Annotated in this window: 25 protein-coding genes; 5 read left to right on the top strand and 20 right to left on the bottom strand. The window is 36.2% G+C overall.

The features are described 5' to 3' along the window. Positions 1-6: 6 nt before the first annotated feature. The 3 genes from DCE79_RS16995 to DCE79_RS17005 all read right to left on the bottom strand — a co-directional run bounded on the left by DCE79_RS16995 (position 7) and on the right by DCE79_RS17005 (position 2,222). Positions 7-882 (bottom strand): M15 family metallopeptidase, encoded by an 876-nt coding sequence (locus DCE79_RS16995; RefSeq protein WP_108714135.1) that lies wholly within the window; start codon positions 880-882, stop codon positions 7-9. Positions 883-933: 51 nt separating this feature from the next. Next, on the bottom strand, positions 934-1,188 hold the full coding sequence (locus tag DCE79_RS17000) for a hypothetical protein (RefSeq protein WP_108714136.1): 255 nt from the start codon (positions 1,186-1,188) through the stop codon (positions 934-936). Positions 1,189-1,427: 239 nt separating this feature from the next. Continuing rightward, on the bottom strand, positions 1,428-2,222 hold the full coding sequence (locus DCE79_RS17005) for a helix-turn-helix transcriptional regulator (RefSeq protein WP_108714137.1): 795 nt from the start codon (positions 2,220-2,222) through the stop codon (positions 1,428-1,430). Between the two features lie 516 nt (positions 2,223-2,738). Here DCE79_RS17005 and DCE79_RS17010 point away from each other — a divergent pair. Together DCE79_RS17010 and DCE79_RS17015 are read left to right on the top strand one after the other, a co-directional pair. Then, complete coding sequence (locus DCE79_RS17010) at positions 2,739-3,389, top strand: LytTR family DNA-binding domain-containing protein (RefSeq protein WP_108714138.1); 651 nt, start codon at positions 2,739-2,741, stop codon at positions 3,387-3,389. Positions 3,390-3,739: 350 nt separating this feature from the next. Continuing rightward, positions 3,740-5,260, top strand: coding sequence for a succinyl-CoA:acetate CoA-transferase ScpC (locus DCE79_RS17015; protein WP_108714139.1), 1,521 nt, complete (start codon positions 3,740-3,742; stop codon positions 5,258-5,260). Between the two features lie 58 nt (positions 5,261-5,318). On the opposite strand, the gene DCE79_RS17020 is transcribed toward DCE79_RS17015, so the two are convergent. The 12 genes from DCE79_RS17020 to DCE79_RS17075 form a co-directional block, all read right to left on the bottom strand. Continuing rightward, a complete protein-coding gene (locus DCE79_RS17020) occupies positions 5,319-5,639 on the bottom strand; it encodes a 3-oxoacyl-ACP reductase (RefSeq protein WP_108714140.1) in 321 nt (106 codons plus the stop codon). 317 nt (positions 5,640-5,956) lie between these two features. Further along, positions 5,957-6,238: a GNAT family N-acetyltransferase gene (locus tag DCE79_RS17025; RefSeq protein WP_108714141.1), complete on the bottom strand. Its 282-nt coding sequence runs from the start codon at positions 6,236-6,238 to the stop codon at positions 5,957-5,959. A gap of 96 nt (positions 6,239-6,334) precedes the next feature. Continuing rightward, a complete protein-coding gene (locus DCE79_RS17030; protein ID WP_108714142.1) occupies positions 6,335-7,252 on the bottom strand; it encodes a DUF1002 domain-containing protein in 918 nt (305 codons plus the stop codon). A 156-nt stretch (positions 7,253-7,408) separates the two neighbouring features. Further along, entirely contained in the window at positions 7,409-8,266 is an 858-nt protein-coding gene (locus tag DCE79_RS17035; RefSeq protein ID WP_108714143.1) for a CvfB family protein, read from the bottom strand. Between the two features lie 26 nt (positions 8,267-8,292). Next, positions 8,293-8,712: a transcriptional regulator MntR gene (gene mntR, locus DCE79_RS17040; RefSeq protein ID WP_108714144.1), complete on the bottom strand. Its 420-nt coding sequence runs from the start codon at positions 8,710-8,712 to the stop codon at positions 8,293-8,295. A gap of 155 nt (positions 8,713-8,867) precedes the next feature. Continuing rightward, complete coding sequence (locus DCE79_RS17045; protein WP_108714145.1) at positions 8,868-9,146, bottom strand: late competence development ComFB family protein; 279 nt, start codon at positions 9,144-9,146, stop codon at positions 8,868-8,870. Between the two features lie 135 nt (positions 9,147-9,281). Next, positions 9,282-11,429 carry a heavy metal translocating P-type ATPase gene (locus tag DCE79_RS17050; RefSeq protein WP_108714146.1) on the bottom strand — a complete coding sequence of 716 codons (2,148 nt, stop codon included), beginning with the start codon at positions 11,427-11,429 and terminating at the stop codon, positions 9,282-9,284. A 5-nt stretch (positions 11,430-11,434) separates the two neighbouring features. After that, positions 11,435-11,779 (bottom strand): ArsR/SmtB family transcription factor, encoded by a 345-nt coding sequence (locus DCE79_RS17055; RefSeq protein ID WP_108714147.1) that lies wholly within the window; start codon positions 11,777-11,779, stop codon positions 11,435-11,437. Between the two features lie 120 nt (positions 11,780-11,899). Then, positions 11,900-14,287, bottom strand: coding sequence for a penicillin acylase family protein (locus DCE79_RS17060; protein WP_108714148.1), 2,388 nt, complete (start codon positions 14,285-14,287; stop codon positions 11,900-11,902). Between the two features lie 92 nt (positions 14,288-14,379). After that, the gene (locus DCE79_RS17065) at positions 14,380-15,138 is read right to left on the bottom strand and encodes an exodeoxyribonuclease III (protein WP_108714149.1); all 759 of its coding nucleotides are present in this window, start codon (positions 15,136-15,138) and stop codon (positions 14,380-14,382) included. 78 nt (positions 15,139-15,216) lie between these two features. Continuing rightward, positions 15,217-16,128 carry a UDP-N-acetylmuramate dehydrogenase gene (murB, locus tag DCE79_RS17070; protein ID WP_108714528.1) on the bottom strand — a complete coding sequence of 304 codons (912 nt, stop codon included), beginning with the start codon at positions 16,126-16,128 and terminating at the stop codon, positions 15,217-15,219. A gap of 83 nt (positions 16,129-16,211) precedes the next feature. Next, a complete protein-coding gene (locus DCE79_RS17075) occupies positions 16,212-16,517 on the bottom strand; it encodes a winged helix-turn-helix transcriptional regulator (RefSeq protein ID WP_108714150.1) in 306 nt (101 codons plus the stop codon). A gap of 183 nt (positions 16,518-16,700) precedes the next feature. On the opposite strand from DCE79_RS17075, the gene DCE79_RS17080 reads away from it, so the two are divergent. Then, positions 16,701-17,225 (top strand): YceI family protein, encoded by a 525-nt coding sequence (locus tag DCE79_RS17080; protein WP_108714151.1) that lies wholly within the window; start codon positions 16,701-16,703, stop codon positions 17,223-17,225. Between the two features lie 54 nt (positions 17,226-17,279). On the opposite strand, the gene DCE79_RS17085 is transcribed toward DCE79_RS17080, so the two are convergent. Both DCE79_RS17085 and DCE79_RS17090 read right to left on the bottom strand, forming a co-directional pair. Then, positions 17,280-17,918, bottom strand: a complete 639-nt coding sequence (locus tag DCE79_RS17085) for an FMN-dependent NADH-azoreductase (RefSeq protein ID WP_108714152.1) — start codon at positions 17,916-17,918, stop codon at positions 17,280-17,282. A gap of 146 nt (positions 17,919-18,064) precedes the next feature. Then, positions 18,065-18,769, bottom strand: coding sequence for a DsbA family oxidoreductase (locus tag DCE79_RS17090; RefSeq protein WP_108714153.1), 705 nt, complete (start codon positions 18,767-18,769; stop codon positions 18,065-18,067). A gap of 117 nt (positions 18,770-18,886) precedes the next feature. Between DCE79_RS17090 and DCE79_RS17095 the strand changes: the two genes are divergently transcribed. After that, entirely contained in the window at positions 18,887-20,260 is a 1,374-nt protein-coding gene (locus DCE79_RS17095) for an FAD-dependent oxidoreductase (RefSeq protein ID WP_108714154.1), read from the top strand. 22 nt (positions 20,261-20,282) lie between these two features. On the opposite strand, the gene DCE79_RS17100 is transcribed toward DCE79_RS17095, so the two are convergent. Continuing rightward, positions 20,283-21,209, bottom strand: a complete 927-nt coding sequence (locus tag DCE79_RS17100) for a manganese-dependent inorganic pyrophosphatase (RefSeq protein ID WP_108714155.1) — start codon at positions 21,207-21,209, stop codon at positions 20,283-20,285. Between the two features lie 180 nt (positions 21,210-21,389). Here DCE79_RS17100 and DCE79_RS17105 point away from each other — a divergent pair, with 180 nt between their 5' ends. Further along, on the top strand, positions 21,390-22,175 hold the full coding sequence (locus tag DCE79_RS17105) for a GNAT family N-acetyltransferase (RefSeq protein WP_108714156.1): 786 nt from the start codon (positions 21,390-21,392) through the stop codon (positions 22,173-22,175). Between the two features lie 51 nt (positions 22,176-22,226). Here the strand turns inward: DCE79_RS17105 and DCE79_RS17110 are convergent, their stop codons facing one another. Together DCE79_RS17110 and DCE79_RS17115 are read right to left on the bottom strand one after the other, a co-directional pair. Further along, on the bottom strand, positions 22,227-23,075 hold the full coding sequence (locus tag DCE79_RS17110; protein WP_108714157.1) for a MurR/RpiR family transcriptional regulator: 849 nt from the start codon (positions 23,073-23,075) through the stop codon (positions 22,227-22,229). A 330-nt stretch (positions 23,076-23,405) separates the two neighbouring features. Next, complete coding sequence (locus tag DCE79_RS17115) at positions 23,406-24,638, bottom strand: MFS transporter (protein ID WP_108714158.1); 1,233 nt, start codon at positions 24,636-24,638, stop codon at positions 23,406-23,408. Between the last annotated feature and the right edge of the window lie 209 nt (positions 24,639-24,847).

Here is a 24,847-nt window from a genome sequence, read left to right on the forward strand (position 1 = left end):
TTATTATTAAACCCCTAAATATTCTTCTAATGTGACACCCGCTTCATAAACTTTCGCCGCTGTGTCCCCTTCTAAATAACGGAAGTGCCAAGACTCATACATAAAGCCTGTTACATCTTCTTTTCCTTCGGGATAACGTAAAATGAAGCCGTATTTATGGGCATTTTCTACAAGCCATTTTCCAGCAGGTGATTCACCGAATGCACTTGTTAACCATAAATCTTCTCGTCCTTTTTCACCGATATCAAAAGCAAGTCCGGATTGATGCTCCGAGTATCCTGGTCGGGCACTATAACGATCTGCTGCATCCTTACCATCTCGATTTACATAACGGTCGTAAAGTGTTGTTTGATATTCATAAGAACGGAAGCCACTAAATGGGACTAATTCAAAACCTTCATTTTTTGCAGCGGCCGCCATTTTTTCAAAAGCTGCTTTTGCTTTAGGGTCCTCCCCTTTATTGTACGTTGGTGGTAATGGATTCTTTTTATTTACGATAAGAATACCATTTACATATGTAGGCTCAGTTGCTGGTTGTTGTCCCACAACATAACCATTTAGTAATTCAACTTGGTCTTTTGGTTCATTCGTTGATGTGTCTGGTTTTTCAGTTTGGGTCGATGAAGTAGGTTGTTCCGCTTTATCACTTGTAGACGCTTGATGTGGATCAGATTGTTCATCGGTTGAATCAGGCTCTGTCGTTTGTTCATCTTTTGAATCAAGTTCTGTAGCTAGTTGTTCCTCTGAATTTTCTTGCTGTGCAATAGGATCTTCTACTACTACATATTTGTAATACACTGCCCCACAAATTGCCACTATAAGTAACGCTGAAATCGATGCAATAAGAACGATAGGACTTCTTTTTTTCGATTTAGAATTCATTATGTTTCGCCTTCTTTTTAAAATCTTTAGTTATATATGCTTTTATATGTATTAGCCAGCAATCATGATACCTAATACGACAACAGATAAAATCGCAAAAATAATGGCCATTGTTCGCATCCATTTTGACTCTTTTGCATGACCCTGTTCTTTAAACGTACGTGCTCTGAAAAAGTTCGTTAATGTGAACATAATGGTCATAGATAGAACCGCTGCATCTATATTTTGTTTTACGATAAAATACAAAGCTGAAAAACTTGCTGCCGCTACTAATATTAGTGAAATCACTTTTCCGTTTTTTTTCATTGCTATCCCCTTAACTCATCCTACTTCTTAAATTTTATTTAACTAATTTGAAGTATAACGCACTTTTACTAAAACTAAAAATAGCAAGCTTGCTTTACATTTCATAAATAAAAAACCCTACATTACTTATTTGCTAATTGATACGTCTTAACGTTTCCAATCAACTTTGTCATGTAGAGTTCTTATTATATTTTTCATTTTATTCAGAAATTTAAGAACAGAGTTATTTGCTAGTTGAATTATACATTTTCATATTCAGATTCCATCATTTCAAAACGGAAAAATTCATGGTGCAACTCATCACGGAAATGCTTTGGTGTAACCCCCGTATATTTTTTGAAAATACGTGTAAAGTAGCTTTGGTTACAAAAATGGAACTGTTCAGAAATTGATGTAATGCTCTTATTTGTATGACGTAGGTAGTATTGAGATTCCTCCACACGACGAACATTTAAGTACTCTACTAATGTGATGCCTACATGTTCACGGAAGATTCGAGATAAATGGCTCGTACTAATATGAAAGTTTGCTGCAATGCTCTCTACCGTCAAATCATTTTCCAGTTCATCATTAATATACATAATAACTTTATTTACGGTTTGATGACGGAATGTTGGTTGCTTTCGATCTGCGATAAAGTACACATAAAAATCAATTAAGTCATCAGCAAATTGTAAGAACTCCGCGTCTTTCATTTTGTTTTCTACCATGTCTGCACAGGCTAAATTAAAGGCAAATGCTTTTTTCGAAGGTACTTGATTATCTAATAACTTACGAGCAACAATCGATGACAAAATGATAAAATAATGACGTACTACTTTAATTACTTGTTTACCAAAACGAGCCGATAAAATATCAATAATTTCATGGAGCGTCTTTTTTGCCTTCGTTGCTTCTAAATGATACACCTCAAATAGAAGTTTTGACTCTAATACAAAAAAATCTTCAATCCCTGCATACTGATTAATATTATCGATTTCTTGGAAATATCGTTTTGAAATCGTTTCCGAAATTGAATGCTGATGTAGTTGCATAGATTATCCCATCTTTCTTCAGAATAGACATTCTGTTATTTGCAAAAGCAACACAAAAATTTGCTATATTATACAAAGTATTAATTAATAAAACCTTTATACTTATATTTATATAATTCATTTGGATGAAGTCATGATTCATTATTTCAACATTTTTCATAATACAATACTATGTTTTGCATATAATTATTCGATTTATTAGTAACTATAGTGAATATTACCATATTTTGAGTTTTGCTTTCAACCTAATTTTAACAATAGGCATAGTTCAAAGAACTCACTTTAATGCCCTTTTTTAGAAAAATAGACAAATTTTAATTGAAGAAACACGCAAAAAACGCATTTACTAACACACTTTTTGTAACTATTATCCATTTGACTTTTTTGTAAAAAAACATATTTTGAAAAATATTTTATTTATTTTATAATAAATAAAATCTTCCCGACCTAAATTCTTTAAATATGTAGTAAAATGGTTCATAATTGTATAAAATGCTTATAAAGAGGTGTTAGAGAGTGGATCCAAAACAAATCGAAGAAATTATGGAAGTCATTAAAGAATTCTTCCCAGAAAATACGTCAATCGCAATTTCAGATACAAACGAGTATTTATACTACCAACCTAGTAAAAAGGTAGATTTAAAAATTAAACCAGGTGATCCAATTAAAGAAGGTTCAGCTGCTTACAAAGCACTTACGTATGGCCAAAAGATCAATTCTTATATCGAATCTGATGTATTTGGTGTACCATACTACGGCATGAGCATCCCTCTAATCGAAGAAGGAGAAACAAAAGGTGCCATTACTGCTATTTTCCCACAAAAGCCATCACCATTTTTAACAAACTACATTACTGTTAAAATTGACGACTGCTGGTACCCAATTAAACATAATCAAGTCATTTATCTTGAAACACAATTACGAAAAACATTCGTAAAAACGATGCACCGTGAAGGTTATCACCGCCTAAATTTAAGCGATTTAGAGTTATTCCTTGCACCTGACTCATTTATTCGATGCCATCGTTCATACATCGTTAATATCGATTTTATTGAAGAAATTCAACCAGATTCACATTCAACATTCTTATTAATTATGAAAGACGGTACACGCATTCCTGTCAGCCAACGTTATGCTAGTTACTTCCGTCGTTCTCTAGGTTTCTAATAAATAATGCTAGCGACTTGCTTAAAAGCAAGTCGCTTTTGTTTTAACTCCGTACAAATCCAACAATTCCAATTAATCTTTTTTCCCTCATTTTTTATCGCTATTGCATAAATCTGCTAAGTTCTACTCTTAATATTTTCTATTAAATAACATTTTATTGTCGAAATCCCGTCTTTTTTCTCTTAATTTCAATATTTAAGCGCTTTTATGCTTTCTGTGAAGAAAATGTGACAATTTGATGATATTATTAAGACAACTGCCAGTTCATTCGCTGGTGAAAAAAACAGAAAATTCTAATATTTCCTGTTCGCTCTTAACCATCAAAATTTTTTTAAGGGAGGATTTTTATAATGGATCCACGAGTTGAGAAACGTTTAGGTTTAAAACAATTAGCAGATAAAGTAATGTCTGCACAAGAAGCTGCTGCTTTAATCGAAGACGGTAGTGTAGTAGGTATGTCAGGCTTTACTCGCGCTGGAGATGCAAAAGTCGTTCCTATGGCTTTAGTAGAACGCGCTCAAAATGAAAAATTTAAAATTGATGTATATACAGGGGCTTCTTTAGGTCCTGAAGTTGATAATCACTTAGCAGCTGCTGGTGTTATTAACAAACGCGGTCCTTTCCAAGGCGATTCAGTAATGCGTGGTTTAATTAATAAAGGCGAAATCAAATATGTTGATGCGCATCTTTCTCACAATGCTGAGTTAGTACGTCAAGGTATTATTGGTCCTATCAAACATGCGATCATCGAAGCAGTAGCTATTACTGAAGATGGCGAAATCATTCCAACAACTTCTGTTGGTAACTCACCTATCTTCGCTGAATACGCTGAAAACATTATCATTGAGTTAAACATTGCTCACCCAGAATCATTAATCGGTATTCACGATATCTATGTTCCAGGCGAGCAAGGTAAACGTGAACCTTTACCAATCACAAACGCTGAACAACGTATCGGTACAAAAGGTATTAAAGTTGATCCAGCTAAAATCCAAGCAATCGTTATTTCTGAAGAGCTAGATGCTCCTTCATTAATCGTTCCTCCAGATGAGGAAACACAAAATATGGCAAATATTCTTTTAGACTTCTTCCGCTCTGAAATCAAAGCAGGTCGTTTAACAAATGAATTAATGCCATTACAATCTGGTGTAGGTTCTGTAGCAAACGCTGTATTAGACGGCTTTGCAAACTCAGAATTCGAAAACCTAGTTGTCTCTTCTGAAGTATTACAAGATGCAGTATTCAACTTAATCGACGCTGGTAAAGTTAAATTCGCCGCTGCAACTTCTATTACTTTAACTGAGGAATTACAGAAAAAAGTCTACGGCAACTTAGAGAAGTATGCTGATAAAATTTTATTACGTCCACAAGAAATCTCTAACCACCCAGAGCTTATCCGTCGTTTAGGTTTAATCTCTATCAACACAGCTCTTGAGTTAGACATCTATGGTAACGTAAACTCTACACACGTTTCAGGTACAAAAATGATGAACGGTATCGGCGGTTCTGGTGATTTCGCACGTAACGCTCGTCTTGGTATCTTCGTAACAAAATCATATGCTAAAGGTGGCGCGATTTCTTCAATCGTACCAATGGTTTCTCACGTAGACCACACTGAACACGATGTAGATGTAATCGTAACTGAACAAGGTATTGCTGACTTACGTGGCTTAGCTCCAAAAGAACGTGTACCTTTAATCATTGAAAACTGTGTACACCCAGATTTCAAAGAACAATTATGGGATTACTACAACCGTGCTGTTGAAGCAACTGGTGGCGCGCAAACTCCTCATCTCTTAGAGGAAGCTCTTTCTTGGCACGTAAATCTTGCTAAAAACAAAACAATGAAAAAAGAAATTACAAAAGCTTAATTTTATAAATTAAAAAGGCCATGAAATCGTTCAAAACGGACGATTTCATGGCCTTTTATTATTGTTGTTGATGATTGTAATCATTAATGGTTTTTTGTGCACCACCTTCACTTATAAACTTGTTCTCGTCAACTTGTTGTGGATTAGCAGCAGTTTCAGCAATGTCGGCTGCAACATCACCTATTTCATCACCCACTTCCATGTTAGCTAATCCTCCTTGAAAGTTTGATCTTTGTTCATTAACTGTATTGGTTGCCTTCGTTTTAGCCCCATTAATATATTCCATTGCTTTATCACGATTTTCCTTTTTACTTAAAAATGATGCAGCTCCTGCTAATAGACCTGCTACTACGACACCTTTGCCTTTTAATTTTGCCATCGTATAATCCCTCCCAATTTACTTCATATGTATATAATTTACCCGAAAAATATTTTTTGAAACTCATGAATTTAAGATTAAACTATTCACTTTTTGGATAAATTATATAAAAGAGGATTATGATACCACAAAACAAAAGGAGTGTTGCTTATGTTACAAAATAAAGAAATCCGCTATGAATGGACAGAGATTATCGCTCTTATTGGTGTCGCTTCTATTCTGACTGCAATTATTTCTCTATTCGTTGCTATTTAAATTTTACAAAAGAAAAAGAGGCTCATCGGAATTGAAGTTTTCCGATGAGCTTCTTTCACTTTTTATGCTTTTATATCATCGTATACATCACTTTTTTCAAATGCCGATACGACATATGAGCAAATGGCATTCATTTTGTAATTGTTTTCTCGCGCATAATCTGCCGCTGCATTTAATAACTTTTGGGCTACCCCTTGCCCTCTTAGCACATCCGAAACATACGTATGATCCATGTTCATGACATCCTCACGTAGTAGCCATGTAATTTCTGCAACGCGCTCCCCATTTAAAATGCACTCAAATGCACCTTGATTGTTTCCTTTATCGTTGTACGTAAACTCCATACATTTCCCTCCCTCTTTGTATTTTCAATATAGCATAATCTTTTGCATTTAAAAAAATAAAAAGCCTCCTAAAAAGGAAGCCTTTACTCGATACTATTATTTTGAAAACCATGATGAAACCGTATCAATCAAATTCGTGAAGAAGTTTTTGACACTTTGCCAGAAGCCTTCATCTTCTAAAATAGCACCAAATTTTTCTTCGAATTTTGAACTTAAATCAGATAATTGAGAAGATAACTTGCTAAAATCAATATTTAAATTACTAATGCGGTCCATCAAATCTACTAACAATTGACGGTCTTTATCACTTAGGTTAATTTGGAATTTAGCTAATTGGTCTTCTACAATTTTTTGTACTTCTTCTCTTGATTCTGGTTTGTTTTCAGCAATTGATTTTTTAATTTGCGTTAATAATTCTGCTACTTGAGCATCCGAAACACCTGCAGATTCTGCAAGCGAAGTCGCAACAGATAATTCATCATTTGCCACATCTGTACGCTCGATATCTAATGTTTCCCCAGTTTTTACTTCATATGCTTTATAAATTCCTACCAACGCAGAGTGACCTGTTACTGGTTTCGGCGCTGCAATTTCTACAATGGCATCTTCAATACCGGCTGTTAACATGGCACTTGCATACATTTCAGAAGTTACCTGTGTAATATTGTCTGGTGTAACGATGCTTATTGTTAAGCCTTTCCCTTCATCTTGGCGCATAATTTTAGCCGAAGAGAACATTCGTGCATTTGGGTTACTATCTTTAATATACTTCGCTAAATCTTGTCCTGAAATTGTAATTTCATCGACTTCTGTCTCTTTATCAACTCGTAACGCAGTTTTGACAATTTCCTTTTCATCCGCAGATAAATTACTGCCGTACACGACGATTGGTACACCTAGTTTTTCATTGATCGGATTTTTTTGTTCCGCTGTTGCTGCAAATGCATTCATCGGTAATACTACCGATGCCATTAATACAATTGTCGCAACAAATGATATCCATTTTTGTTTCATGTTAAAATGCCCCCTTTACAAATGTACAATACCATCTTTACCTATTACGTGTAAAAAAGCTATACATTCATATAATAGTACGTATAAAAAAAGCAAAAGGTTTCAAGCTTTCACTTTCACCCTTCGCTCATCTTACTTTAAAAGTCGCTTTTTTGATTAAACAAGTTCTGTCCAACCATCTTTTTGCATAATTTTTCGTGCTTTCATTAATGTTCCTAGTGCACGTTTGAAGGCACCTTTACTCATGCCAAACATTTCTTGAACTTCTTCCGGTGTTGATTTATCGCCAAATGGCATTTTACCGTCAACACTTTCTAAGTACGCTAGGATTTTATCTGCATCATCGCCTAAACGCTCATGTTTACGTGGTAATAATGAGCCATTTAACGAGCCATCTTCTTTTACATCGATAATACGAACTTGTACATCTTGACCTAAACGTGGCTCTGCTTTCATCTCAGATTCGTGAACAAAAATACGATGTGGTGTTTCTACACCAAGTAAAAATGACCCTACAGGTAATAAACGGTATGCGCGTGCAGTAATGTTTTTGTTGAACATATCTTCTTCTGCGCCTTCATACATATCATTTACTTTTTCTTCTGTAATTAAGCGACCAAATAAATCACCATTACGATCTGTACGTAATGTCATGTACAAGTAATCCCCTGCTTCAGGCCACACTTCTTCAATCACTGGTAAATCCTCTGCACGGACTAATATTTCACGCGAGGTACCAATATCACAGAACGCGCCTTCTTTTGTCACTTTTAGTACACGTGCCCAACCATAGTCAGCTTCTGTAATATGCGGAACCATCGTTGTAGCCTGTAGTTCACCTCGACGGTCTGTATATAAAAACACTTTAACATGCTCACCAATTGTTAGCGTTTCTTCTACATCTGATGCATTTAAAGGAATTTCTAATTCCCCATTTGTTAAAATATAACGCGATCCTTGTTCTTCTAATACCGTTAAGTCAACAACTTGTCCTGATTTCATTAATTGATTCATGTTATTCTCCTTTTTCTTGTTAATCATTACATACTATGATTTGATTTCATTTCTTCTAGCTTCCTTGTCAGTTCAGGCTGCTCTTCTAAAAGCTGAACAAGATCCGCAATACGGTCAATTGAATTCCAACTTAAATGATGTTCAATTCCCTCAACATCGTTATAAATACGTTCCTCATCGACCCCAATTAATCGTAAAAGTTGTTCTAACAACTCATGACGCTGAACAAGTCGCTTTCCTAACTTTTGCCCTTTTGGCGTCAATGTTAAGCCTCTATATTTTTCATAGACTAAATAGCCATCTTTATCCAATTTTTGAACCATTTTTGTAACTGAGGAAGGTAGAACAGATAAAGCTTCCGCGATATCAGACACACGAGCATATCCTTTATTATCAATAAGTAAATAAATTTGTTCGATGTGATCCTCCATACTAGGTGTTGGCATAAACTGTTCCCTCTCTTTCAAAATGCTACTTTCAGTTTACTACAATACTGTACAAAAAGTTAACTGAAAACGGCACAGGCTATTGAATTGAATTTTTATGGCATTTCAAAAAACAAAAAGGATACCAAAAAATTAAAATTTGGCATCCTTGATTTTCAATGATTTGGATTTCGACTAACCGCATGAAGCGCTCGAATAATTTGTTTGTTAATTTCTTCAATGCTTTCTGGCGTATTTAATTGATTAAAAACAGCATCTCTCGATTTGTCAGATGCTACGTACTTCGTAGGCAAAGCATTTAATGCAATTGCATTGACGTCCATTTCACATTGTTCACAATGACAAAACGTTTGATATTCTACTCCATGTAGTAGAAATCCCACAAGACCCCGAACAATCTCCTCCGTTACATTCACTAATTTAACATTCGACATTTATAACCATTCGCCTCATTTTAAAATTCTTTTCTATCCTTAATAATATAATGGAATGTTCAATAACTCAATATCCACTGAATATGAAATGCCTATCTTCTTATATTTTGGTACAATATTACCTATTTCATTACATTATTTCGTGAGTTTAAGACTACCTTGATTTTCTTTATGAATTTTCAACAATCTCAAAGAATTCATTATAACTATTAATGTTGCACCCATATCCGCAAAAATAGCAATCCATAGTGTTAACCAACCTGGGATTACCAATAATAGGGCAACTAACTTTAGGCCTAATGCAAAAATAATGTTTTGTTGAATCACTTTTAATGTTTTTTTGCTTAGCTTCATCGTATATGGCAATTTGGTTAAATCATCATTCATAAATACAATTTGAGCCGTTTCAAGTGCCGCATCTGTTCCAGCTCCGCCCATTGCAATCCCGATATTTGCAGCAGCTAATGCGGGTGCATCATTTACTCCATCCCCTACCATAGCAACTGAACCATATTGTTGTTGTAATTGCTTCATCGCTTGCAGTTTTTGTTCTGGTAATAATTGAGCACGTACATCATCAATCATTAATTGCTTTGCGATTTTGTCAGCAGTAGGCTTAGCGTCTCCCGTTAACATTACGGTATGTTGTACGTTAACATCATGTAGTGCCTTGATAACAGCCTTACTTTCTTGGCGTATTTGGTCGGTAATTGCTAGTATGCCTACTACCTGTTCTTCATTTGCAGCAGCAATAACAGATTGGCCATTAGAAGCCAATTGTTCTACCTCTTGCAGCAATTGATCCGAAACCGATACGAATGATTGAATCCAAGATATGCTACCGACATAAATCGTTTCGTTATTCACTGTCGCATATGCGCCTTTTCCTGTTACAGACTGGAAGTTTTCTGCACTTGGAATATGAATCTTTTCATCAAATGCTTTTGATAAGATGGCCCGTGCTAATGGATGTTGTGACTTTTTTTCTACAGCTGCAATTTGTGCGAGTAATTGTTTTTCATCGTGTTCACCTATTGCCTTAATAACCATTACTTCTGGTTGGCCTTTTGTTAATGTACCCGTTTTATCGAACGCTACTGCTTGAATTCGACTTAATTCTTCTAAATGCGCACCGCCTTTTATAAGTACGCCTTGTCTTGCAGCATTCCCGATTGCTGTAACAATCGCAACTGGAGTAGAAATGACTAAGGCACACGGACAGCCCACTACAAGTACCGCTAACCCTTGATACACCCAGTGCGACCAGTCACCTGTAATAAACCCCGGTACAAGTGCAACAAAAAGTGCAACGATCATAATAGCCGGTGTATAGTATTTGGCAAATCGATCAACAAATTTTTGAGATGGGGCTTTTTCTGCTTGTGCTTCTTCTACTAAATGGATAATTTTCGCAATCGTCGAATCTTCCACACGCTTTGTTACAGTTACTTCGAGTGAACCATTTTCGTTTAACGTACCAGCAAAAACGATATCTCCTTCTGTTTTCGTCACTGGAATCGATTCACCAGTTATGGCCGCTTGGTTCACCGTTGATGTGCCTGAAGTCACAACACCATCCATCGCGATTTTCTGTCCAGGCTTCACAAGTAACGTATCGCCGACTTGAATCGCATCTGTTGTAACTTCCATCTCATGAAAATGCTCACCATGTGCTCGTTTAATGAACGCATGAGAAGGTGTGATATCAATCAATTGAGAAATCGATTGGCGTGCTTTACTCATTGAATACGCTTCTAATACTTCACTAACAGCAAATAAAAATACGACAATTGCCGCTTCTTGCCATTCACCGATAATTGCCGCGCCCATAATTGCGATGGTCATTAACGTTTTCATATCAAAATCAAAATGCAGTAAGTTTTTTATTCCAGTAATAAATATGGAATAGCCTCCTACAAGGATGGCAATTGCATAAAGACCTTTTACTACAACATGACCTTCACCTAAAGAAATACTACTAATAAAGCCCGCGATAACAAATAATAGCGAAAACAGTGCTAATTGATTTTCTTTTTGTTTATAAAATGGTTCCCTTTTTACAATTTTTCTGTCTTTTGCTAAAGATACTTTAATACCATCAAAGGCTCCCGCCTGTTCCAATTGCTCAACCGTTACGTCACCCATAACCGTTAATTTAGCAGCACCAAAGTTTAGCTGTACATCCTCTACGGTTTCAATACCTCGTACATTTCGTTCAAATTTAGTGGCACAATTGGCACATGATAAATTTTCTAAGCGGTATTGTTCTGTTTTTTGCACCATGCTGCTCACTCCTTTGAATGTTCATACGCCATCGTTACAATTTGGTACACATGATCATCTGCTAATGAATAATACATTAACTTTCCTTCACGCGTAGACTTAGCTAACCCATGCTCTTTTAAATAACGTAAATGATGTGATGCTGTTGCTGTACTTGATCCGATTATTGCTGCAACATCACATACACAAAGCCTTTTTTCAATCGTTAAAGCATACATAATTTTTAAACGTGTTTCATCTGCCAATGCTTTTAAAAATTGCGCCACCCCTGATAGCTCTGGCATCTGTTGTTTGACATGATCGACGGCTTGTTCATTTATTTTGGTTACTTCACAAACTTCTTTCATCATCTTACACCCTACAATCAAACCTTCATTTGAATGTAGTATAGCGTATTCGAGCAAAACATTCAAATGATCGTTTGAATGAAAAAGGCAATTTCTCTACACCTCGAGAAATTGCCTTTTTATTTATTGTGCTTTTAATTTTAATTTGTACTGTTTGTTTAATGAGCCATCTGTATATGTTATGTGATAGTCCCCATCGATCCAATCTTGTACTTGGTTGTCATACCATTTTGATTTTATATGTCCACTTAAGCCTGGCCCTACAATATGCTGTGCCGCAGAAAGATTATCGACATCCACGACAAAGCGCCATGATGCGCCGTGCGTTACATTCCCGTTGCCATCTTCAGCAGCAGCTTGAACCGTAACGCTTGAACCACCTACTGGCAACTGCTTAGGGTTTAAGAATGTGGCTAAAAGTTCGGATGCACTTGCTAATGGGTGTTTAAATAGAAGCTGATTGTAGCTTCCCCACTGCCATTTCGAAACGTTCTCACCAAAGCTATCCTCAATTTTATCAATTGATTTTTCAAACGCTGTATAGACTAGCTGATCTAGTCCACCTGCATTTGTAATCCAAACGCCTGGTTTTCCTGCATATGCATCACGTAATAATTGATCGGTAATAAGCGATTTTCCTGCCATCAATTTATAAATATCTTCGGGCATGGCCTCTTTAAACAAATCATTTTCTATCGTCTCAATAAGGAAATGATAGACAAGTGGTGCACCTTGATCTTTCGCATCAACGTAATTCCATGATTCAAGGAGCGCGATAACGTCTTTATATTCACCATTCGTATCTTGTGCCTTTATCGTTTGGAGTAAGTTCGGTAAAAATTCTACTGCATGCAAATTTTTCTGATCCATTTGCATTGCTTTCATATCATCTATTGTTAGCTTTGAATCCGCTGTTTCAATCATTTCAACAATACGTTCATAACGATATGGCTGTGCCCATAAATTCGAAAGGTGGTACGGGTATTCATCCCCTACTACTTCATTATTTGCTGTCGCGATATAGCCTTCTTTTGGATTCATAACAGTCGGTAATTCGTCAAATGGAATATAGCTTTCCCATCCATACGCTGAAGAATCCCCGGGTACTGGTAATGCACCTGTTCCTTGTTTGCGAATTGGCACTAATCCATTTGCTTTATAGGCGATCGTCCCATCCTTTGAAGCAAATACGAAGTTTTGAGCGGGTGCTTTGAAATCCTTTAGTGCCTTATCAAATTCTTCCCAGTTTTTCGATTTATTAAAGCCTAATACCGCTTTTAATTCTTGTGTAGATTGCAATGCTGTCCACTGCATTGCAAACTGCTCTTTTACTTCGGTATCTTTTGTAATGATGTTCGAAATAATTGGTCCGTGACGTGTTTCAATGACCTCAAAATCAATCGGTTCTTCATCTTTTACTTGAATCGTCTCTTGTCGAACCGTTGCATCTTCCCAGTTTCCATCATATTTAAATTGATGGGGATTTTCTGGGTTTGGTATTTCTATATATAAATCTTGGACGTCTGGATTTACATTCGTTACGCCCCATGCAATTTCATCATTATGCCCTAAAATAATACCTGGAATCCCTGCAAAAATAACACCACTCACATTTTGTTCAGGTGATTGCAGATGCATTTGGTACCAGACAGATGGTGAGCTCAACCCTAAATGTGGATCATCTGCTAATAATGGTTTTCCTGATTTCGTTAACTCTCCGCCAATGACCCAGTTATTACTACCATTAAATTCAGGTGGTAAATAATCGGCTGTAAAAGTTGAGGCGATATTGGTTGATAAATTTAAATTTGCTTCAATAATTGATTTCGCATTTTCTGGATAATCGACAAACAGCTCTTCTGCTTGTTCTTTTGAATAGTTCTGCAATGCCCACGATCGGAATGCTTGTTGATTCCAGTTGCCACCTAAATCGTACGCCATATATTTTCCAATAACTAACGAATCGATCGGCGTCCATGGTTCTGGTTTATAGCCAAGAAGCTTAAATTCATAAGAAAGCTTGCTTGTTCCTTTCACTTCATCAATAAAGGCATTCACTCCATCGGCAAACCATTGCAAAATTTGCTGCGAATCAGCATCATAATCCTGCCATGAAAGTTCAGCTGCTTGACGTAAGCTAAATGTACGGAAATATTTATCCGTATCCACTGCGGCAGCTCCTACTACTTCTGCGAGCATACCACTTGCTTGACGGCGTGCTAAATCCATTTGAAATAATCGGTCCTGTGCTTGCACATAACCTTGAGCTCGGTAAAGGTCTGCATCTGATTTTGCAGAAATATGTGGAACGCCTACTTCATCTCTCGTTACGGATACATCTGCGTCTAGAATCGATACGGTTGTTTCCCCTTCAATTACGGGCTTTGAATTTGATAAAAAGAATTGTAATCCCGCTATAGCAAGACCGCCTAAAATGATAAGAATTGCTAATATCCAAATGACAACACTGGTGATTTTACGCCCTTTTGTTCTTGCCTTTTGTTGCGCCATATCTCCACCTCAGTTCGTTTAATTACAAAAAGATGTATCTCAACTAGTTCGATACATCTTTGGTAATTCCTGCTATTTTAGTTTGACTGCGATTACAACGATGTCAGTTCTAGTTCAATTGGACAATGATCGCTTCCTAAAACATTTGCGTGAATCGCTGCTTGCTCTAAATGATCTAATAGGCGGTTTGACATGATGAAATAATCAATACGCCAACCAATATTTCGCTCACGAACTTTATTCATATACGACCACCAAGTGAAATGGTCCGTTTCACCAACATGCGTATAACGGAATGTGTCTGTAAATCCACTCACTAATAAATCGGTCATCTTACCGCGCTCTTCTGCTGTAAAGCCTGAATTGCCTTTATTTGATTTCGCATTTTTTAAGTCTAGTTCTTCGTGAGCTACGTTCAAGTCCCCACAATAGATGACAGGTTTTTCCGCATCTAATGCCACTAAATATTGACGCATGCGATTTTCCCATAACAGGCGCTCTGCTAGACGTGTTAAATCACGCTTGGCATTAGGCGTATAAACATTGACTAAATAAAATTTTTCATATTCTAATGTAATGATACGCCCTTCATCTTTTGCCACTTCTTCATCTATTCCGTATCGTACCGAAAGCGGTTCATGCTTTGTGAAAATGGCCGTTCCTGAATAACCCTTTTTCACAGCATCATTCCAGTATTGATAATAACCATCTAGTTGTAAATCAATCTGTCCTGTTTGGCATTTCGTTTCTTGAATACAGAAGAAATCAGCATCTATTTGATGAAAATAATCTAAAAATCCTTTATTCACACAAGCCCGAATTCCGTTTACATTCCATGAAATAAATTTCATCATCCCTGCTCCTCACTATGTATTTACTTTTAAATGAAAATAAGTGCCCTTCGAATTTTCGAAAGACACTTATGTGTTTTAGTCTTCACCGACGATTTTAACTTCCATCTCTAATTCAACATCAAATTTTTCTTTTACTACACGTTGAACCATTTGAATTGTTTGGATGTAATCCTTCGCTGTGGCATTGTCTTTATTGACAATAAAGCCCGCGTGCTTCGTTGAAACTTCCGCACCACCAACGCCTTTTCCTTGCAGTTCACTATCTTGAATCAGTTTACCTGCGAAATACCCAGGTGGTCGTTTAAATACACTACCGGCTGATGGATATTCAAGCGGTTGTTTGGACTCGCGTTGATATGTTAAATCCGCAATTTTCCCATCAATTTGCTGTTGGTCACCTTTTGCTAATTGGAATGTTGCTGAAAGTACATAATAGCCATTTTTTGAAATGATACTTTTACGATACGATAGCTCTAATTCTTCATTAGATAAAGTAAGCATTTCGCCTTCAGGTGTTAATACCGTGCAAGAAGTTACGATATCTTTAATTTCCCCACCATAAGCGCCCGCATTCATCGCCATCGCACCACCGATTGAGCCTGGAATCCCACAAGCAAATTCAAAGCCACTTAAACTTTGTGCTGCGACTTGTTTTGATACTTCTTTAATTAGTGCACCACTTTGTGCATAGGCAACATTGCCATCTACTCGAATTTCATTTAGGAATGCGAAAGTTAGTACAATACCGCGCACACCACCATCACGCACAACCATATTCGAACCATTTCCTAGCATTAATAGTGGAATGTTATTTAAAGATGCATACTTCACTACAGCTGCTGCTTGTTCTTCTGTTTCAGGTAACACGAAAACGTCAGCTTTCCCGCCAAGCTTCGTCATAGTATATTTTTTTAATGATTCATTTACTTTAATATTATGTGTAGGAATCCACTGTGCTAGATCCTTTTCCCACTGTTGAATTGTCATAAAAGCCATTTTCCTTTCTTGTAAAGCTCCATACCTCTTTAGTATCTGTTTTTACTGTACTTTTTACAAGTAAAACCCTGTGATTAAAGCCAAGTTTTAGCCCATTTTTCGATTTCTCTAACCGTTTGCTCTAAAGAATAGCCTTTGTCTGTTAAATTATATTCAACGCGAATTGGTACTTCTGAAAAAACAGTACGTTCAACAATCCCTTCTTTTTCCAATTCCTTTAATCGCTCTGAAAGTAGTCTCCCACTAATCGGCAAAGCGGATTCAATCGCATTAAAGCGCTGAGGTCCTTCTAATAATTGATAAATAATTAATGCTGTCCATCTTTTCCCTACAAGTTCCATTGCTTTGGATAAACGTGGGCATAATGCTGTTTCTTTCACTTTTTCCACCTCTATTTAAAATTTCTTTCCAGAATTCTTAGTTCATCATCTATAATTTCTATTTTACCACTTCACACAAATTACGAAAAGTAAGTAGCTTACTTGCAAAATCACATTGTAATAAATATCCAACTATTTTATGATAGAAGTAATGAATTATTTACTATTGCAGGAGGGAGAAATATGACAACATACGCAGTTGATTTGTTACATTCATCGATTAATTTCTCAATCAAACATATGATGATTACTAAAGTGAATGGCGCGTTCGAATCTTTTTCTGCTCAAATTGAAGCTGAACAAATTGAGACCTTTAAAAATTCAGCTATTCGATTTGAACTGGATGTGGCTAGTGTTAATACGCGTGACGTTTATAGAGATCACCATTTAGTTTCTGCAGATTTTTTTAATGCAGATCGTTATCCTAAAATCATTTTCGAAAAAAAATCAATTGAAGAATTTGATAATAAATTTAAGTTACGCGGCGATTTAACCATTAAAGATATTACTAAGCCTGTCGATTTCGAAGTAACTTATTTAGGGCACGCAAAGAGTCCATGGAATACAGATGCTTTTGGATTTTCTTGTTCAACTTTGATTAACCGCAAAGAATTTAACTTAACTTATAACGCCACACTTGAAAAAGGCGGATTACTAATCGACGAGAATGTTAAAATCAACGTAGAATTACAGCTAAATCCAATTTAATAAAAAACAGGGTCACTCGAATAATCGAGTGACCCTGTTTTAATTGTCTTTATATTATGCAGTAACTTTTGCTAATTTTTGTGCTGCTACTTTTACTTTTTCTAAGCCTGAAGCAATGATTGCTCCAGCATTATCACGAGCTGCTGCGTGACCTTCGATAATAACTTCTTCTAATTTTTCCATACCATAAACACCACCAATTACATTATTCATGTAGTTAACAGCCATTTCCATAGCGTTCATTTCTGGGCTAGAGTAGTCACCACCACGAGCATTTAACACGATGTATTTTTTATCAGTCATTAAGCTAACTAATTGACCTTGTTCATTATATTTGAATGAGTAACCAGCACCGTAAGTGTAATCGATGAATGATTGTAATGCTGCTGGAATTGTTTGGTTCCATAATGGGAATGCGAATACAACAACTTCTGCAGCAGTTAATGCTTCGCGCGCTTTGTTCATAGCTGCTAATGAAGCTGCTTCGATTTCTGCTAATTCTTTGCCTTCTTGTAATTTGCCAAAAGCGTTGAATAAATCTTGACCGAAGTACGGCATTTTTTCTTCGAATACATCAAAAGTTGATACGTTTACACCTTCAACTGTTGCGATTTCTGCCATGAAAGTTTCATACATTTTTGTTGATACGCCGTCTGGACGGTTGTTTGCTTTTACTACTAATACGTTTGTCATTTTTATAAATCCCCTTATATATCTACTATTATTTATTTTGCTAATATTTATCTTTATTTTATATATCTCAAATTCGAGGTACTTTTATATAATAAAAGAATTATTGTAAAAAAGCAACACAACAACTCTCAGACTTTAGGCTGAAATTAAAGTTCACATGAATCATCTGTGCAAGTTATCCCGCTTCCACCTTGCATGCTAAGCGGTTTACGTAAGCCTGCTTCTTGTGCAGCTTTTTCAATAGTATTTTCAAATACTTCTTTTGGTTGCGCTCCAGAAATGCCGTACTTATTATCAATAACAAAGAATGGTACACCGCGCACACCTAGTTGTTGTGCAACTGCAATATCTTGCTCGACTTCCATCGTAAATTGATTACTTTCAATAATTTTAATTGCTACATCACGGGATAAGCCTACTTCATCTACTAATGATAGTAAGACATCGGTTTGACCAATCGCTGCACCTTCTAAAAAGTAAGCTTTTAATACGCGTTCTGTGAATACTTTCCCTTTACCTTCTGTTTCTGCCCACTTCGCTAAACGATGTGCTTTTACCGTATTGGCACTTTTCATGTCGTCGAAATTGTAATCGAGCCCTACTTCTTTTGCACGTGCTGCTACATTTGCCGTCATGTTTTTTACTTCTTCTAATGAAATACGATATTTCTTTTGTAAGTCTTCATAGACAGACCCTACTGCGTCAACAGGGGTTGTTGGATCTAATAAATAGCTTTTATATTCCACTTCAATCACCGCATCATACCCTGTTTCTTTAAGTGCAAGTTCTAATTGTTTTTTACCAATATAACAAAAAGGACATACATAATCTGACCATACTTCAATTTTCAATTCAATCACGCTCCTTGCCATGTATTGTAACGAGCAATTGAAAAATGCACAATGTAAAAAACTCGTTGAATAAAATTCGTACAACTTTCCCATTATGAAAAATAAAAAGGTGATGCATTGAAACAATCATTATGGCTTAAAAATAATGAATCCATTTCCGCTCCAACATTAAAACAACATACAACTTGTGAGATTTGCATTATTGGTGGTGGTTTAAGCGGGATTTATACAGCTTACTTACTCGCAAAATTAGGTTTTCAAGTTGTATTAGTTGAAGCATTACGAGATTTAGCACATGGCACAACTGCCTACTCTACAGGGAAATTAACCGCACAACACGGTCCGATTTATACAGGTATGTCCACGGATCAAGGAAAACTGTATTACGAAGCAAATGAAAAAGCTATCGAACGCGCACTTGAAACAAACCCTAAAAGCTTTTCACGTGCCACTTCTTTTTTGTATACCAATACCGCAAAAGGTAAGGAGCAACTTCAAAAAGAGGCAGAATCGTATAAAAAAATTGGCATTCCACTTGTCGCAACAAATGAAATTGAACTCGAAATTCCGATTGAATTTGCTTTAGGTATGAAAAATGAAGGACAGATTGATCCAATTGAATTCACCCATCACTTTGCACAGCTTGCTAAAAAATACGGGGCTCAAATTTTCTTAAATACGAGAATCACAACTATTCAACCTGCTAAAAACTCTGTAACGACAAATCAAGGGTATACGATTCATTATAAAAAACTTGTTCTTTGCACTCATTATCCTATTGAATCGATTCGTAATTTATATAGTGTGAAGCTTCAAATCGATCGTTCTTATTTAACCGCTACGAAATGTTCCCAGCTATTAGAAGGACAATATTTAAGCATTGATGAACAAAGTCGTACTATTCGAACAGCGATAGTTGATCAACAACCTTACTTTCTTTATGGAGGACGTTCTCATCTTGCTGGTACAGTTGAACATACCCAATCGTATTATGAAACTCTTCACTCAGAATTACACAACTTCGAACTACCAGAACCTGAATTTAGTTGGAGTGCGCAAGACGTTATGACTTCCAATCAAATTCCCTATATCGGACAATTGTCTAAAAAGGATGATAGTTTGTATATCGCTACTGGTTTTAATAAATGGGGAATATCTTCTTCACTTGTGGCAGGTGAGATACTTCGCGATTTAATCCAAAAAATAACACATCCCGCTGCTATGCTTTATTCACCGACACGCTCAAGCTTTGGACGGCAAATTTATTTTATGCTGCAAACAGGGGGCTTTATTAGTAAAGAGTTTATTAAAGGGTACGTATCGCGTTCAGAGGCACCACGTTGTACGCATCTCGGCTGTAAAACACGCTGGAATGAGGCCGATCAAACATGGGATTGTCCTTGTCATGGCTCACGCTATAACGAAAAGGGACTTGTAATCGAGGGTCCTGCAGTGTATCCATTAGAAATAAAAAAATCCGGTGACTCATGAAATGAGTACCGGATTTTTATTATTATTTTAATCCTTCTGTTAACACAGGAACGATTTGTTTTTTACGAGATACAACCCCTGGTAAGCTGATGCGACCGTTTACGATTTCTGCACCGAAAGCTTTAGCTGCAGCTTCAGCCACTTGACCTGCTGCTACTGCAGTCGAATCATTGTTTATAATATCTGTCACAACGAAGAAGAATAAATCTAAACCGTTATCTGCAACATTTTTATTTAATAAGTTTTCAAGTTCTGTTTGGCGACCAAGTACGTCTTCGATATCTACTGCGTTTACTTGTGCGACAGTGGCTTTATAAGAACCAAATTCAAAACCTTTTGCATCTAAAGATAATAAATCTTCTAATGATTTATCTGAAAGATCTGCACCTGCTTTTAACATAGCTAAACCGTATACGTCTGCATCCACACCAGCAATAGTAGCTAATTCCGCACCTGCTTTTACATCTTGCTCTGTGCATGTTGGTGATTTGAAAAGTAATGTATCTGAAACGATAGCTGATAACATTAAACCAGCGATGTTTGCTGGAATCTTCACGTCATTTTCTTTAAAGATTTTGTTTAAAATCGTTGCTGTACAACCTACTGGCTCGGCACGGAAATACAACGGATCCGCTGTTTGGAAGTTGGCAATACGGTGGTGGTCGATTACTTCTGTGATTTTTACTTCTTCAACACCATCTGCTGATTGTTGAAATTCGTTATGGTCCACAAGGATTACTTGTTGTGCTTCGTCTTTTACATTTGTAATGAAGCGTGGTGCAACGAAACCGAATTTGTCTAAAGCAAATTGTGTTTCGTTATTTACTTCTCCAAGGCGTACTGCTTCAACATCTGCACCTAATTGTTGTTTTAAGTAAGCATAAACGATTGCTGAAGTGATTGTATCTGTATCAGGATTTTTATGTCCAAAAATTAATGTTTTACTCATTATTGAGCCTCCTATATGAAATGCTTTTTCGCTTTTTATTTTAACACATCGATGGAATCGAGAAAAATAGAAGTTTTCTTGTAAAAATCTTTCAAAAAAACTATAAAAATTATTAATTTTATGCTATTTTTGATAGATACGCCCTAAAGGCATTTGAAATAAAAGAAATGAGGCTTGAAAATGAAAAAAATGGAAAAGAAGTATATTCCATTAGCACAGTTTTTCGAAAATTCTAAACAAAATACATTTACGTTAACATACCAAGAGATTCAAAATATTATGGGACATGAGCTTCCGAATGCCGCATTTTTAAACTTGAGCTGGTGGAAAAAGACAAAGGCGCCTTCAACACATTATTTTGCTTGGACAAATTATAATTACCAAGTTATCCATGTGAACTTAGGCATATCAGTTACATTTTCATGTTCACAAGAAGAAGACATGCCGAATCAGAAACCAAAAAACGCTTATATCATTCGCCCAATTGAAGCAAATGATGCACGTGGTTTCATTAATTTACAAGAAGAAATTTTAGCCCAAACAAACTTTGGTTATTTCACACCAGATGAACAAGGTTTAACAGTTCAGCAAGTACGTAAAAATATCACAGATTGGCGTAAACAAAAAACAAGTACTGTGTTACTTTGCATTTACAACGGACAATTTGCAGGCTATGCACAATTAGTCGGAAATGAAGCATCTAAAATTAAGCATATTGCCGGTGTACGTGTTGCGGTTCTTGAGCCCTTCCAAAAGCAAGGCTTAGCAACTGCACTTTTAGCAGAAAGTGAAAAATGGGCACACGTGAATAATATTTCACGTCTTGAAGCAAATGTTATGGTACATAATGAACCTGCTCTTACCCTTTTCAAAAAAGTGGACTTCACATTCGAAGGAAAACGTGAAAAAGCATTTTTATTAGACGATCAATTTATCGACGAAATGCAGTTTAGTAAAATTATTTAATACGCTCTTATAAAAAAAATCGTAAAGGTCCTTAGTGGCCTTTACGATTTTTTATCCTATAGCGATTAAATTTGAATCCGCTGTCGTCCATTCGTTTTTTTGACGAAATGCATGATAGTTTTGCGGATTTTGGTTGACCATAGCTTCCACTAATAGATGTAATAAAGAGAAAATAGCAATCGTACATGTCGCGCCACCTTCTTGAGCGGAAGGCACTAAAAGTACAGATTTTGCGGGCTCTACCCTATTTTTTAATGCTTTATCTCGAATCGCAACTATTTTTACATTTTTTCTCTTCGCAATTTCAACAGTAGTTAATACATCCTCATATTCATCATCCAAAGAAATTACAAATAATAAGGAATCTTCATCCATCATTGCAAGCTGTTGAGCAATTGTTTCTGCTTCATGCTGAACGAAAAACACTTGTTCACGGAACATGGATAAATTATTATACATCCAAAATGCAGCCGGCGCAGATTGTCTGAATCCTAAAATATGAATTCTATTCGAATGATGTAATTCGAGAATCACTTCTTGAATATCCTGTTCATTTAATTCATTAAATGTTTTTGAAATTCCCGCGATGTCTTGTTTAACAATTTCAGCACCAAATTGATTTTTAAGTCGTTTTGTAGATATTTGTTTTTTTTCCGCTGCTATTTCACCTTTATCAATTAAATAAGCTCTCAGTTTATCCTGCAATTCACTAAATCCCGAATAATCCATCGCATAACAGAAACGAATAACGGTCGATTCGCTCACATCTGCAAGTCTACCTACTTCAGAAGCAATTTGTGTCGCGATTACAGTTGGATTATCGATAACAAACTGAGCGACCTTACGCTGCCCCTTTGATAAACGGACATATTTCCTTTTAATATCATCACAAATACTCATTTTACAACCTCTCCCCTTTTTTAGCCTATCTATATAAATGTCTTTCATACAATCTCATTTTCTCGTTCAATAAATTCTATAATAAAAAAACATTATCATGAATATTAATAGAATTCAACGAGTTTTCAGAAAAAACTTTAGTTAACTAAAGAATGGCTTACTTTTCATAGTTAATTGACATGTTTTTGTAATATTTAACAATAAAAAGAAGGATTTATTATTACATGTACATGACATTCTTTGAATTATATCTTTCATACTGTATAAATATTGACTAAAAAAGGCTACTTAAAAAGTAGTTAACCTTTTAAGTAGCCCCATTTTCTATTATTATTGTAATTCGGTTTGTTTTGTTTCTTTTCCTAATAAAATAACTGCTATTACACCAATGACAATAGCTACACAGAATATCGTAAATACATGGCTAATATCATACCCTTTTGTTAGCATTGATCCGACTAATAATGGCCCAAAAACCCCACCAATACGCCCCACAGCTGCGGCCATACCTGCGCCAGTTCCACGGACAACGGCTGGATATTGTTCAGGTGTATATGCATACAATGCTCCCCATGCCCCTAAATTAAAGAAAGAAAGAAGCATTCCAGAGATTAATAATGTTGTAATTGTATCCGCGCCACCAAAGACATAGGCACTAGCAGCTGTTCCTAATAAATACGTAACTAACACAAACTTTCGACCAAACTTTTCAATAAACCAGGCCGCAGTAAAATAACCAGGCAATTGCGCTAATGTCATAATTAAAACGTATTTAAAGCTTGAAATTAAATCAAAGCCTTTCCCTACCATAACACTCGGTAACCATAAAAACATGCCATAATAAGAGAACACAACAGCAAACCATAAAATCCATAGCATTAACGTAGATCGTGCATATTTCTTCGACCATACTTCGCTCATATTTTGAAAAATAGAACGTTTCTTTGATTCTATTTTTACAGCAAACTGTGGTGAATCAGGTAATTTCATACGAATATAAATAGCATAAAACGCTGGTATCGCTGTAAGTAGTAACGCAACACGCCATCCCTCAATCGGCCAAAAATCCGCTGGAATAACAAAATAAGAAAGGATTGCGGCAATCAGCCATCCTCCTGCCCAAAAGCTTTCTAATAACACTACCACTCGTCCACGCTCTTCTGCTTTTACACTTTCAGAAACTAATGTAGAAGCTACTGGAAGTTCACCACCGAGCCCCATCCCTACAAAGAAACGCAGTACTAAAAACGCAGCTAAAGTTGTGGTAAACGCTGAGATTCCACTAGCTACGGAAAACAATAGTAACGTCCACATAAATATTTGTTTACGCCCTATTTTGTCAGCGAGAACACCAAAAAGGAGTGCACCTACTGCCATCCCTATGGAGTTAACACTACCAATCCACCCCATCTGACTACTAGTTAATCCCCAATCTACTGCAAGTGCAGCAATAACAAAGGATAGAATGCCGACATCCATTGCATCAAACATCCATCCAACTCCTGCAACGCCTAATAATTTATTGCGAGATAGAGGCTGCACTTGTTCTTTGTTTTCCCCCATTTTACCTTTCCGCCTTTCATCTGTCTTTACACATGACATAACAATAATCCCTATCATACATTTGTTTCTTAAAAGTGACAACTATTATTTAATTTATCCAATAGTTTTGACAATTTATCTTTTTCTATTGAAATAGACTATCCTTAGAGTTAAAATGTCTTGTATATAAAAACAAATGTTCACCTAGCGTGAACAGAAGGAGCTAACTT

The organism is Lysinibacillus sp. 2017 (genome assembly GCF_003073375.1).
Taxonomy (GTDB): domain Bacteria; phylum Bacillota; class Bacilli; order Bacillales_A; family Planococcaceae; genus Solibacillus.